Source organism: Ruegeria sp. AP11 (assembly GCF_056535865.1).
In genome coordinates this window covers 530787-542735 of record NZ_JBQFJB010000001.1, presented here as the reverse complement: position 1 = coordinate 542735, position 11949 = coordinate 530787, and the positions used below count along the sequence as shown (strand labels likewise).

The window sequence follows — 11949 nt, the reverse complement described above, 5'->3', positions numbered from 1 at the left end:
TTTTGCGTCCTCTACTGCTCTGCCTCTATTGCCGGACTTTACGCAGAACGAATTCCCCGTTGCCGCGCTGCTCCAGCTCAAATTCTTGTTCTTGTGGTGTATTATTAACAGGATTTTCCATTTTTGCGAGTGCTAACCGCAAATTGTCACGGATTGCGTCACTTTCGCCATTGTCCAGCGCAAATGCCTTTCGGAACACTTGCGAGGCCTCTGCATATTGGCCGGTTTCCATCAGGAAAACACCCAGATTGTTCCAGGCGACGGGCCATTCCGGGTCTTCCTCGACCGCGCGGCGCAGCAATGGTTCGGCCTGCCCAACCCGGCGCAAACCCAGATTGGCGGTGCCCAAAGACGTCAGGACTTGCGGCGTCATCCCCTGATGCAATGCAGCCCGGGTGAATGATTCAAGCGCCAGCTCATATTCTCCCGCGGCCATCAAGCGGTTGCCAACGGTGATCTCATCCTCCGCCGAGCCGTCTGGATCAACACCTGGTGCGAACGGATCATCCAATGCCCGCGTTTCAGTGCAAGAGGCCACCATGGTCAGAACCATGGTGGCCAAAATCGCTTCGCGCAGGCTTGGACTGAAACGCCTGAGCGCCTTTTTAAGTGGGAGGAGCGATCTATTGACTACCAAAATCCATGATGCCTTTTGCAGACGGGCCAACCAGAACAACCAATAGCGGAGGAACGGTCAACGTCATAGTTGCCAGCGTCATTTTCGTAGGCAGTTTGTTGGCAGCTTCTTCAGCGCGCATCACGCGCTTGTCCCGCATCTCGTCCGCATAGACCCGGAGCGCATCGGCGATCGGCGTACCAAACGAGGCCGACTGGATCATAACGGTAACAAATGCGCTGACATCCTGCACGCCGCACCGTGTTGCGAAATCACGCAGAACCACGTCTTTTTCTTTACCGGCCTTCATCTCATAGGCCACAACCTCGAATTCTTCGGCAATTTCGGGGTACGAGGCCTTCATCTCCGCCGCGACCCTGACAATCGCCTGATCCAGCGACTGCCCCGCTTCAACGCAAACCAGCATCAGATCGAGGGTATCCGGAAAGCCCGCTGTGATCGCTTCCTGACGTTCTGCGACACGCCGTGTAATCCAGTATTTGGGTATGAAATAGCCAATCCCGCCCGGTGCAAGCACGCGAATGGCCATGTCTTGTGACGTCAATTCTTGGCCTTCAGTGAAGAACAGAACATAGAGAACGCCTAGAAGAATCCCGGTAATGCCAAGGGCGAACTGGGCAAAGTTGTAGAACCGGACAGCGTCTTTGGACTGATAACCCGCCTGGCGAAGTTTGAGTTCAACTGCCGAGTATTCTTCCTTGCTTTGCGGTTCGAGGAAGTTGGCGAATTTTTCCAGTTGCTCGTTTCGGCCTGCTGTCCTCAGGCGGTCTTTTTTGTTTTTTTTAGCATTCTTGGGCGTTGCATTCGAACGCTGCAGCTTTTTAAGCGGATCTTCGGGTTGACTTAGGATCAGGGGAATTGTCACCAGGATCATGAACAATCCAAGCACACCTGCAATGATCAGAGGGCCGAGTTCACCGAAATTCGCGGTGAGCATATCGTTGATTTGGGTCAGAAATTCCATGGATATGCCCCTCAGACCTTGATGTTGGTTAGAACGCGCATGACGATCAGGTTTATCGTCAACATGATGCCGACAAAGAAACACGCGGGGATGAAGTAGGGCTCATCTATCACGTTGTCATAGTATCCTGGGTCTTTGACCAGGATGAATCCCAGACAGAACAGAGGGAACCCGGACAGGAATTTACCTGACCATTGTGCCTCGGCGGTGATCGCTTTGACGCGGCGGAACAGGCGGAACCGGGCGCGGATCACTTTGGCGAGACCTGCCAGAATATCCGCAAGGTTACCACCGGATTGCTGCTGGATCGAAACGGCAACGGCAAGGAAGCGCAAATCCTGCATATCCAGCCGGACGGCCAGATCCTTTAGGGCTTCCCCTATATCTCGACCATAGGCAACTTCGTCCGAGATTACCCCGAACTCGGTTGCAATCGGGTCTTCCACTTCGTTGGCTACGATCTGGACCGATGAGACAAACGGGTTGCCGACGCGAAGGGATCGCACCATCAATTCGACGGCGTCCGGCAACTGCTCTTCAATCAGCGCCATACGTTTTTTCGCTTTTTTGGAGAGCCATGCGTAGACCGCGCCAACACCGATCGCGATCGAAATCGCCGCGCGCAGATATGTCTCGGTCGCTGTACCGATGCTCAGCCCCAGAAATGCGAGAGCCGAGACCAGTATCATGATCAGGATCAGCTGCTTGGGCGAGAATGCAATCGCTGCTTTCTGTGCTTTGTCAGCAAGCAGCGAATAAAGCGGTATGGTCTGGGTCTTCATGTGCTGGCGCATTTCCTTGCGCAGCTGTTCCAGAACCTGTTCGCGGCCAACACCTTTGTCGATCATGTCCAAACGCCGGTTGACACGGCTGTTCAGGCTGATCGATTTCCCAAAGGCGACAAGGTAGATTCCTTCGACGAGGGCAAGCACCCCAACGAATATCGCGATGTAGATAAGAGCCTCTGTCGGCAGTTGCATATCCGGTTCTCCTACATCGTGGTTGGATCGTAGATTGAAGAGGGCAGATCGAAGCCCCAGAGGCGGAAGCGCTCGGAATAGTGGCTGCGCACGCCGGTGGCGGTGAAATGACCGATGATCTTGTTGTCGGGCGTTAGGCCAACGCGTTGAAAGCGAAAGATTTCCTGCATCGAGATCACATCACCTTCCATCCCGGTGATCTCGGTGATCGAGGTCATCCGGCGCGAACCATCCTGCAAGCGGCTTGCCTGTACGATCAGGTTTACAGCCGATGCAATCTGGCTTCGGACTGCCTTGATCGGCATTTCGATCCCGGCCATCGCGATCATGTTCTCCAAACGTGAAATACCGTCACGGGCCGAGTTGGCGTGGATTGTGGTCATCGAGCCGTCGTGGCCGGTGTTCATGGCCTGCAGCATATCGATCACCTCGGCGCCACGCGTCTCGCCCACGATGATGCGGTCGGGGCGCATACGCAGGGCGTTTTTCAGACAGTCGCGGGGGCTGACCTCGCCCTTGCCTTCGACGTTGGGGGGGCGGCTTTCCATTCGGCCGACGTGAGTCTGCTGCAGCTGAAGTTCCGCGGTATCCTCGATGGTCAGGATGCGTTCGGCATCGTCGATAAAGCTGGACAGGGCGTTCAGCGTGGTCGTCTTACCAGAACCCGTACCACCAGAAACGATGATGTTCAGTCGGGTCGAAACGGCAGCCTGCAAATAGGCGGCCATTTCTTCGGTGAAAGCACCGAAATTGACCAGATCATCGATACCCAGCTTATCTTTCTTGAACTTACGAATCGACACCAACGAGCCATCCACCGCAATCGGCGGCACCATGGCGTTGAAACGCGATCCATCTGCCAGACGCGCGTCAACGTAAGGGTTGGATTCATCGACACGACGACCCACAGCGGAAACGATCTTGTCGATGATCCGCATCAGGTGCTTTTCGTCCTTGAAGGTAATATCGCTGATTTCCAGCTTACCGTGACGTTCGACAAATATCTGCTGCGGGCCGTTGACCAGAATATCGTTGACCGTGTCGTCCTGAAGCAGCGTCTCAAGCGGGCCGAGACCGGTGACCTCATCATACAGCTCTTTGTTCAGCTGAGTGCGGTCTTCGCGGTTCAGAACAATGTTTCGATCTTCAAGCACCTCGCTTGCGATGGCGCTGATCTCGGTGCGTAGCTCGGCCTCACTGGCTTTTTCCAGCGCGGCAAGATTGAGATTCTCAAGCAGTTCCCGATGCAGTTCCAGCTTGATTTCACCTAGCCGTTCTTTGCGCTTGCGCTCTTTGTCGCTTGCGGCAACTTCACCGGCCTTCCTTTGTACAGGTTTGCGGGCAACTGCTGTCGTCGCAGGTGCAGCGGCCGGCGCGGCGGCAGGAGTGGCTGCGGGTGCTTTGGCTTCAACCGGTTGGGCCGATGGCTGTTTCTTGTATCTTGAGAACACGGCAGCTCCCCTTTTGTGTTATGCGGCTTCGGCGTCGTTGCTGCCCAGGCTATGAAGCGATTGCGCCAGCTTGGCGATTTCTCGGCGCAGCGGGTTTTTGGCTGCGGAACTGGCAAGCGGAAGGCCGTGATCGCCGGACTGCATGACCGGTTTGCCACCATCGGGCAAAAGCAGATCGATCGAAATACCCAGGCTCTCGCCCATGCGCTTGACCCGGCTCTTGCCGTTCAGATCGGTGAACTTCGGCGCCCGGTTCAGCGCAAAACGCAGCTTGTTGAAGGGCAGCTCTTCCGATTGCAGCGCACGTTTCAGGCGCAGCGCGTTCTGGGCCGAGCGCATGTCCAACTCGATCAGGGCGAAATAAACATGTGCTGCCTGCAGAACGGTTTCGGACCAATGCACAAGCGTTTTTGGCATATCGATTACGACATAGTCGAAATGCGCGCGCGCTGTGTCGATGACACGCTGAATGTCTTCGGGGGTGATGAGATCCAGCGGGATCATGTCCGAAGGTGAGGTCAGCACCTGCAACTTGTCTTCGAAAGTCTGCAGTGCCTGGCCGAAGGATTCTTCATCCATCGAGGCGGTATCTGATAGCATCTCAAACACCGCTTCGTGGCGCGGCAGGTCGAGATAGGTCGAAACGGTGCCATATTGAAGGTCCAGATCGATCAGGCAGACCTTGGGGTTTTCCTTGGCAGATACCGTTGCCAATTCCCACGCCAGGTTGACCGCCATAGTGGTCGAGCCAACACCGCCCGCAAGGCCCTGAACCACAAACAGCGCACCTTCTTTCGACGCGCCGTTGGCAAGCGGAACAGCGGCCTGGGGTGCGGAAACCGGGTCTGGTCGATTCATCCGGTTGATTGCTTCCTGCAATTCGTTTTCCGGAAGAGGGTAGGGGACAAACTCATCCGCACCCTTGCGCAGCAATTGATGCAAAGAAGCGGGGGTGACATCTTCGGCAATGAGGACAACCTTGACACCTTTTTCCTTGGCCTGAGTGATAATCTCACCCATCAGGCTCAGGTTGTCTTCGTCGTCACCATCAAGCGCCAGCGCCACGAATTGCAGCGATTCCGCTTCGGGCTGACTGAAAAAGGCCAGGGCCTCGGCAAATCCAAGATCACCCCAACGCTCACCCAGGGCGGCCTCCATGTCTTCGATCAAAAGATCAAAGTTCTGAACATCGCGGCTGATCGTACAGGCCAGGATGGCGGTGTTTTCATCTTGCGGCGTCGCGCTCGTCATTAACACAATCCTCGTCGAGAGGGCTGAGCAAACCGAGTTGAACGCGAGAAAGATCAGTTCTGGTATGCTGTCGCCCGATGCGGTCAATTCTGGCCGCAGGTCACCCAATTGTTGACAACATCACTTGGAAGTTGGGCGAGAATTGGGCGCAAAAGAACCAATTGTAGGGAAATGGGCGACAATGCCGCCCATTGTTTAGGTATTATCAGCCACCTGATTCGTCTTCGCGCTGAAAGATGCTGACGGGTTCAGCACTTTTGATGTACTCGCGATAGATCACTTCGGCGTACTTGCCATCCAAGAGGCTGGGGTGGCGATCAACGAAGCCAGAGACTTCTGTCACCGTGCGCCGGTTGCGGCGATCGCGATTCGGCGTAGCGACGAGAGGCCGGGATTTCCCAAAAGAAACAACAGCTTCAAGCCGTGATCGAGAGATCCCCTGCTGTGTCAGGAAGGCCACCGCCGCATTTGCGCGACGTTGTCCCAGGCGCCTGTTGTAGCTTTCGGAACCGACAGCATCCGTATGCCCGTACACGCGGAACCGCGCTTCGGGGAACTGTTTGATCCAAGCTGCCTGCTGCAGAAGGATGCGCTGCGCCGAGGCATCAAGCTTTGCGCTGTCAAACGCAAAGTTGATCTGTGTGGGTACTTCGGCTGCGAAACGCTGTGCGAGAATCTGACCATAGGTGAGCTCGCCATTCATGACCTGAATGTTGTTCAGGGTCGCATTGCCGAAGGTGCCTGCGTCGATTTCGTAACCTGCTTCGCGTGTACAGCCAGCGACAGCAACCGAAAGAGCGAGTGTAATGATCCACTTATCCATTGGTTCTATCCTCTCATATCACTCCAGGACATAGCCGTAAGACTGGCCAAAATCCTGTTTCGCAACTTCGGATGCCGCACCGTTTCCTGCACGTTCGGTCCGGGCGACTCTGCCGTTCACAAAAAGATCAAACTCGCTGGGGGGCTTCACGCGATCAGTCGGCAGGGCCAGAGCTTCCCCACGCGTCGGTGTAACCAGATGCGCGGTGACGATGATGACCAACTCGCTTTGTTCACGCTGATACTCGGCGCTGCGGAACAGCGCGCCCAGAACTGGTACATCACCGAGCCAGGGAACCTGATTGCTCAGATCCGTAAAGTCATCCTGAATCAGGCCCGCGATCGCAAAGCTCTCTCCGTCCTGAAGCTCAACCGTGGTTTTGGTCTGACGAACGATGAAGCTGGGAACTGCGTCACCATTGATCGAAAAGTTTGAATTCGGGTCAATGCTTGAAACAGACGCGGCCATTTCAAGGTTGATCGTGTTTCCGTCGGCAACGCGGGGAATGAACGCCACCTGAACACCGAACGGGCGGTATTCGATAGCGACCACGCCATCATCCTGCGGGACAGGGATTGGGACTTCGCCACCTGCCAGAAACTCCGCCTCTTGCCCGGACAAGGCCGACAGATTCGGCTCCGCCAGGCTACGGGCCAGGCCCTTGGATTCAAGCGCTTCCAGAAGCAGACGGACTTGTGTCGACCCGGCTCCGAAACCAAACAGGATCGCGCCGGTATTGGTTTGAACAGCGGGAATATTGTTTGCCAGCGCGTTGTTCAGTCCCAACTGGTTGTTGAGCGTGTTGAAACCAGCTGTCACGTCACCCCCGCCGAAGCCGAGAGAAGCCGTCAGGCTTTTGGCGACCGAGCGGTTCATTTCGGCAAAGCGCACTTTCAGCATGACCTGCTGCACGCCGCCGACATTCATCAGATTCGAAACGCGTTCGGGCGCGTAACGTTCCGCCAGCTCAAGCGCGCGTGCAAGACGGGCGCTGCTGGAAACGGTGCCGGAAAGAACGATACCATCATTGGCGGTCCGCACTTCGATCTGCTCATTTGGCAGGATCTGGCGCAGGCGCTCTTTGAATTCGGTGACGTCCGGGGCAACCCGCACCCGCACATTGGTCAGCAGATTACCTGCGCCGTCGAACAGGGTCAGGGTGGTCATGCCCGGCGCCCGGCCAAGCACATAGATCGTGCGGTCCGACAGCGTCGAAACATCGGCGATACCGGCGTTTGCGATGCTGATCTCGGCGAATGGTTCTTCGCTTTCCACCACGATTGCGCGGTTAACAGGAACGTCCAGCGATTCGGCTGTCCCTTTCTTAACCACACGAAGATTCTCGGCCCAGGCGGCATCGCCGACCGAGCTCATTACAAGCGTCAACCCCAGCAGGGTTGCGCTGATCCAGGAACGTATTGTCATGTGACCTGCCTCTCCGATCACCACTCGATTTTATGGGTCTTATGCCCTCTATCGGTAAACCCTGCGCGAAAACCGGTTTTATTGCAATAATCAATGGTTTCTGGAATTTTCTTTATGTGGAGAATGCGCAACATCGCAACGTAAAAGACCGCGCATCCGGCGCGGCCTTTGGGTTGTAACAGACTGAATTGGCGTCAGTTTGTGCAAGGAATCGGCGTCTCGACGGTTTCGCTGCCGCGACGGGTTCGAATGGTGCAGACCTTTTTCTTCTGCGCCACCGGTTCAGGCGCGACTTCTTTGATTCCAAGCAATTTACGCTGGTCGATTTCGATTGCGCTTGCGACCGCGTCATCCTGGGCACCGACCAGGGCCAGCGAAAGGCGACCGGTGTTTTGGGCCTGAGCCAGAGCAGCGATTTGTTCCGGGGTTGCGGATACGGTAACCGTGCGCGCAATTGTTGCACCAGTGATGTCCGATCCGGCGATCTGATCGACGGCTATCAACTGAATTTTACTTTGAATGAGACGTGTAATCTCGCCGCGCTCACTATCAGCCGTTCCGCGAAGCGATCCGGTCCAGTAGACATCGACATTGTCCCCGGGACGCAGGAAGCCTGATACGCCTGATGCGACATCGACGCTAATCGCAAATGCCCGCATTCCCTTTTCAAGCTGCGAGGTGAGGCCGGCGGATTCGCCGGGTTTGGTCACCTTGACCTCCATCACCGCTTCATCCTTTTCCATGGCGCGCAATACAAATCGGTCCTTTTCGCCGGTTTCCGGGAATAGGACAGCTATATCGGTGAAACTGCCTTCCGGGATCGCATCTTCTGGCCAGTGAACGACTCGAACATCTTCATCGGCCAGACGCTCTCCGTATTTCAGGGCTCTGGTAGTAACCAGTACGCCGACAGTCGTTACAGTATTCACTTTCGCCAGCGCATCCCGCGCGGCTTGTCGCTCGCGTGCCAGTTGATCCTGATGCTGCGTGATGTAGTCTCGCGCCAAATACACGGCACCACCGGCCAATACCACTCCGACAATCAGGACAAGTCCAAATACTGCGCGCATCTACGTCCCCTCGCATTACTTTAGTTAGTTCTTCCCACCGTGAACTTTGTGGTGAGACTAGATTTGCATAAATGTGAATTGTGTCGAAAAGGGGGACAATATTTGATTTTGCCCCAGCCTGTAACGTTTGCGCCAATAATGGTGCATTCGATCACTCACTCGAAGGACTGAAGTTTACAGTGACTTCCTGGACATCAACGCTCGTCAGCGCCTGGCCCGTCCGCTCGTCAATGTCGTTGACTGGCTGTGCGATATTTAAACCGATGAAGACGCCAAGACCGACGATTGCAGCCGTCAACACGACCCAGTCAACCGTTACAGCTCCATCCTCACTCGGTACAAAATTTTTGATCATTTTCCACATCAGAATAACCGGGCGCAAAGTAAAAAGAAAGTGGGGCCAAGCCGTCGAAAGCTAGACCCCACCACAATCAAACTACGATAGCGCAGCTATTATTCCGAGAAATTCACGTCCGGATCTTGGGTGTTGGTCGCGACCGTGCCAAGTGCGTTGCCAACTTCGGCGGACACGTTCTGAGTGCCGGTGCCGATTGCGTTGTATGCAACAGCTGCCAGGCCTACGACGGCTGCGGTCAGAACGACCCAGTCTACAGTTACGGCGCCGTCTTCGTCTTTGCGGAAGTTCTTGATGAACTTGATCATGTTACGTCCCTCCTAAAGGATCAAAAAGTAAATAACCTCGGCGTCTTCCAGAGCTTTCTCTCTCAGTCCGCTCCCGATCGTCTCGGCATGGATATATGTTTGACCCTTGTGCGTGGCAGGAATTGGGCCAATCCTAATTTTTTTCACTCAAAGCTTAACTTTTTGATGATAAATTTGATAACCTACTGAAAGAAAAAGGTAAAAAATCATCCCTTTTTGTGATTACCCGCTTCATGCGATGCAAAATAGCGGCAAATGAGGCGAAATTGCCCCAATTCGCTTTGTTTTTCTGGTGTTGTGAGCCGTTCTGGGGTTCAAACTGTTTCAAAAGATAAAAATCGAGGCAGGCAAATGTATTTCCGGGACGCATTCCTATGCGCCGGCGCAGCGGCGTTGCTGATGACGGGTGCAACACTGGTCTCCGCGACTGAGCAGGAACCACGCGGCGTGTATAAGCGTCTCTCGGCTCCAAAGCCGGGTGAGCGTGTGCGCGTCACCATTCAGATCACACCTGAACAGCATGCGAACGCGCCATCGGCCCCCAGCACCGGGGTCGAGTTGGAGGTGCCCGAAAATGTGACACCCGCCAAGGTTCCAGCCTCGACATCGCCCAGAATTGCCGGGGCCGCTGTTGATAAACCTGTCGGATCGTACAAGGCATTCTGGAATCGGGTGTCGCCGGAATTGGCGCAGGCCAATGCCGGGCGGTTGCACGAAGCCGTTCAGGCACTGACCGCGACGGGTATCGCTGCGCCGCGCTTGCAGGCCATGCAGGAAATCGTGAAACAGCGCGGGACCGATATCCTGCGTTCGACGGTAGGGACCAACGTATCTCCGGCGTTGGTGCTGGCCGTGATCTCGGTGGAATCGGCCGGAAAGACCGAAGCGGTAAGTTCGGCAGGCGCGCAGGGCCTTATGCAACTGATGCCAGCCACCGCAGAACGTTTTGGAGTGAAGGACAGCTTCAAGCCTGAACAGAATATCGAAGGCGGGGTGCGGTATCTGCACTGGCTGATGGAAGAGTTCGGGCGGGACCCGATTCTGGTCCTCGCGGGCTATAACGCAGGCGAGGGGGCCGTGCACAAACACAGCGGAGTGCCGCCCTATGCCGAGACTCGGGATTATGTGCCCAAAGTCCTCGCCGCGTTTCAGGTTGCGAGCGCGCTGTGCACGACGACGCCTCAGTTCGTCTCGGACCCCTGCGTCTTTCAGACCCTGAATTAAAAAGGCCCGCCTGAAAGCGGGCCCTTTACTTGTTTCAGTCAGATCAGCCGACGATTGTTGCTTCGGTCGCCGCGCGCATGTCGTCTTCGCTGACACCATCGGCCAGTTCGACAATCTTCAACCCGCCTTCAACCACGTCCAGTACGCCCAGATTGGTGATGATGCGGTCAACAACGCCCTGACCGGTCAGGGGCAGGGTGCAGGTCTTCAGAACTTTGGAATCGCCGTGCTTGTTGGTGTGGTCCATCACGACGATGACACGACCGACACCGGCCACCAGATCCATGGCGCCGCCCATGCCTTTGACCAGCTTGCCGGGAATCATCCAGTTGGCCAGATCGCCTTTCTCATCCACTTCCATCGCGCCCAGAATCGCAGCGGCGATCTTGCCGCCCCGGATCATGGCAAAGGATGTAGCGCTGTCGAAATACGAGGTGCGCGACAGTTCGGTGATCGTCTGCTTGCCCGCGTTGATCAGGTCGGGGTCTTCCTCACCCTCGAACGGGAACGGGCCCATGCCCAGCATACCGTTCTCGGATTGCAGGGTGATGTCCTTGTCACCCACATAATTCGCCACCAGCGTCGGAATACCGATGCCGAGGTTCACATACATGCCGTCTTCCAGCTCTTCCGCCGCGCGCGCGGCCATCTGATTGCGATCCCAGGGCATTATGCGTCCTCCTTCTTGCGGGTGGTGCGCTGTTCGATGCGCTTTTCGTGGCTGCCCTGAATGATGCGGTGCACATAGATGCCGGGCAGGTGGATGCCGTCGGGGTCCAGCGAGCCGCGCGGGACGATCTCTTCCACCTCGGCCACGCAGATCTTGCCGCAGGTCGCAGCGGGGACGTTGAAGTTGCGCGCGGTTTTGCGGAACACGAGGTTTCCGGTATCATCCGCTTTCCACGCCTTCACGATAGCGAGGTCAGCGAAGATGCCTTCCTCCATGATATAGGTCTCGCCGTTGAAGTCTTTGTGCTCTTTGCCGTCCGCGATCACCGTGCCCACACCGGTCTTGGTGTAAAAACCGGGGATGCCAGCGCCACCGGCGCGCATCCGCTCGGCCAGCGTGCCTTGCGGGTTGAACTCCAGCTCCAGTTCTCCGCTCAGATACTGGCGCATGAATTCAGCGTTTTCGCCGACATAAGAGCTGATCATCTTCTTGACCTGCTTGGTCTGCAGCAGGATGCCGATGCCGAAATCATCGACGCCCGCATTGTTCGACGCAAAGCTCAGATCCTTGACGCCCGAGTCCCTGATGGCCTCAAGCAGCAGCTCCGGGATACCGCACAGGCCGAACCCGCCCGCTGCGATCAGCATGCCGTCCGACAGCACCCCATCGAGCGCCTCGGTGGCATTGGCATAGACTTTCTTCATGGAAAACTCCCCCAATGACATGGTGATGGGCAGGTTGTGCCGCCACGTCATTGGGAAGTCAATGAATCCAAGAGGGTGGTGGTATTT

13 protein-coding genes are annotated in these 11949 nt (G+C 56.0%); 1 reads left to right on the top strand and 12 read right to left on the bottom strand.

The window, feature by feature from the left end; all coding sequences use genetic code 11:
• Nucleotides 1-25 precede the first annotated feature (25 nt).
• From ACR3E4_RS02825 to ACR3E4_RS02780, 10 genes are all read right to left on the bottom strand, one after another.
• A complete protein-coding gene (locus ACR3E4_RS02825) occupies nucleotides 26-553 on the bottom strand; it encodes a tetratricopeptide repeat protein (RefSeq protein ID WP_480535279.1) in 528 nt (175 codons plus the stop codon).
• A 70-nt stretch (nucleotides 554-623) separates the two neighbouring features.
• Nucleotides 624-1601 carry a type II secretion system F family protein gene (locus tag ACR3E4_RS02820; protein ID WP_480535181.1) on the bottom strand — a complete coding sequence of 326 codons (978 nt, stop codon included), beginning with the start codon at nucleotides 1599-1601 and terminating at the stop codon, nucleotides 624-626.
• A gap of 11 nt (nucleotides 1602-1612) precedes the next feature.
• Entirely contained in the window at nucleotides 1613-2581 is a 969-nt protein-coding gene (locus ACR3E4_RS02815) for a type II secretion system F family protein (protein WP_480535182.1), read from the bottom strand.
• An 11-nt stretch (nucleotides 2582-2592) separates the two neighbouring features.
• The gene (locus ACR3E4_RS02810; protein WP_480535183.1) at nucleotides 2593-4032 is read right to left on the bottom strand and encodes a TadA family conjugal transfer-associated ATPase; all 1440 of its coding nucleotides are present in this window, start codon (nucleotides 4030-4032) and stop codon (nucleotides 2593-2595) included.
• Nucleotides 4033-4050: 18 nt separating this feature from the next.
• Nucleotides 4051-5283 (bottom strand): CpaE/TadZ family protein, encoded by a 1233-nt coding sequence (locus tag ACR3E4_RS02805; protein ID WP_480535184.1) that lies wholly within the window; start codon nucleotides 5281-5283, stop codon nucleotides 4051-4053.
• A gap of 205 nt (nucleotides 5284-5488) precedes the next feature.
• A complete protein-coding gene (locus tag ACR3E4_RS02800) occupies nucleotides 5489-6106 on the bottom strand; it encodes an OmpA family protein (RefSeq protein WP_480535185.1) in 618 nt (205 codons plus the stop codon).
• An 18-nt stretch (nucleotides 6107-6124) separates the two neighbouring features.
• Nucleotides 6125-7531 carry a type II and III secretion system protein family protein gene (locus ACR3E4_RS02795; RefSeq protein WP_480535186.1) on the bottom strand — a complete coding sequence of 469 codons (1407 nt, stop codon included), beginning with the start codon at nucleotides 7529-7531 and terminating at the stop codon, nucleotides 6125-6127.
• Between the two features lie 194 nt (nucleotides 7532-7725).
• Entirely contained in the window at nucleotides 7726-8601 is an 876-nt protein-coding gene (gene cpaB / locus ACR3E4_RS02790; RefSeq protein ID WP_480535187.1) for a Flp pilus assembly protein CpaB, read from the bottom strand.
• Between the two features lie 151 nt (nucleotides 8602-8752).
• A complete protein-coding gene (locus ACR3E4_RS02785) occupies nucleotides 8753-8965 on the bottom strand; it encodes a hypothetical protein (protein WP_480535188.1) in 213 nt (70 codons plus the stop codon).
• Nucleotides 8966-9054: 89 nt separating this feature from the next.
• On the bottom strand, nucleotides 9055-9264 hold the full coding sequence (locus ACR3E4_RS02780) for a Flp family type IVb pilin (RefSeq protein WP_480535189.1): 210 nt from the start codon (nucleotides 9262-9264) through the stop codon (nucleotides 9055-9057).
• Nucleotides 9265-9615: 351 nt separating this feature from the next.
• On the opposite strand from ACR3E4_RS02780, the gene ACR3E4_RS02775 reads away from it, so the two are divergent.
• Nucleotides 9616-10488: a lytic transglycosylase domain-containing protein gene (locus tag ACR3E4_RS02775; RefSeq protein WP_480535190.1), complete on the top strand. Its 873-nt coding sequence runs from the start codon at nucleotides 9616-9618 to the stop codon at nucleotides 10486-10488.
• Nucleotides 10489-10531: 43 nt separating this feature from the next.
• Here the strand turns inward: ACR3E4_RS02775 and ACR3E4_RS02770 are convergent, their stop codons facing one another.
• Both ACR3E4_RS02770 and ACR3E4_RS02765 read right to left on the bottom strand, forming a co-directional pair.
• Entirely contained in the window at nucleotides 10532-11158 is a 627-nt protein-coding gene (locus tag ACR3E4_RS02770) for a 3-oxoacid CoA-transferase subunit B (RefSeq protein WP_480535191.1), read from the bottom strand.
• Nucleotides 11158-11862, bottom strand: a complete 705-nt coding sequence (locus ACR3E4_RS02765; RefSeq protein ID WP_480535192.1) for a CoA transferase subunit A — start codon at nucleotides 11860-11862, stop codon at nucleotides 11158-11160. The genes ACR3E4_RS02770 and ACR3E4_RS02765 overlap by 1 nt, the downstream gene beginning before the upstream one ends.
• Between the last annotated feature and the right edge of the window lie 87 nt (nucleotides 11863-11949).

Coding starts and splice junctions, on each gene's coding strand:
- ACR3E4_RS02825 (WP_480535279.1), bottom strand. CDS start 553: ATGGTTCTGACCATGGTGGCCTCTTGCACTGAAACGCGGGCATTGGAT.
- ACR3E4_RS02820 (WP_480535181.1), bottom strand. CDS start 1,601: ATGGAATTTCTGACCCAAATCAACGATATGCTCACCGCGAATTTCGGT.
- ACR3E4_RS02815 (WP_480535182.1), bottom strand. CDS start 2,581: ATGCAACTGCCGACAGAGGCTCTTATCTACATCGCGATATTCGTTGGG.
- ACR3E4_RS02805 (WP_480535184.1), bottom strand. CDS start 5,283: ATGACGAGCGCGACGCCGCAAGATGAAAACACCGCCATCCTGGCCTGT.
- ACR3E4_RS02800 (WP_480535185.1), bottom strand. CDS start 6,106: ATGGATAAGTGGATCATTACACTCGCTCTTTCGGTTGCTGTCGCTGGC.
- ACR3E4_RS02795 (WP_480535186.1), bottom strand. CDS start 7,531: ATGACAATACGTTCCTGGATCAGCGCAACCCTGCTGGGGTTGACGCTT.
- cpaB (WP_480535187.1), bottom strand. CDS start 8,601: ATGCGCGCAGTATTTGGACTTGTCCTGATTGTCGGAGTGGTATTGGCC.
- ACR3E4_RS02785 (WP_480535188.1), bottom strand. CDS start 8,965: ATGTGGAAAATGATCAAAAATTTTGTACCGAGTGAGGATGGAGCTGTA.
- ACR3E4_RS02780 (WP_480535189.1), bottom strand. CDS start 9,264: ATGATCAAGTTCATCAAGAACTTCCGCAAAGACGAAGACGGCGCCGTA.
- ACR3E4_RS02775 (WP_480535190.1), top strand. CDS start 9,616: ATGTATTTCCGGGACGCATTCCTATGCGCCGGCGCAGCGGCGTTGCTG.
- ACR3E4_RS02770 (WP_480535191.1), bottom strand. CDS start 11,158: ATGCCCTGGGATCGCAATCAGATGGCCGCGCGCGCGGCGGAAGAGCTG.
- ACR3E4_RS02765 (WP_480535192.1), bottom strand. CDS start 11,862: ATGAAGAAAGTCTATGCCAATGCCACCGAGGCGCTCGATGGGGTGCTG.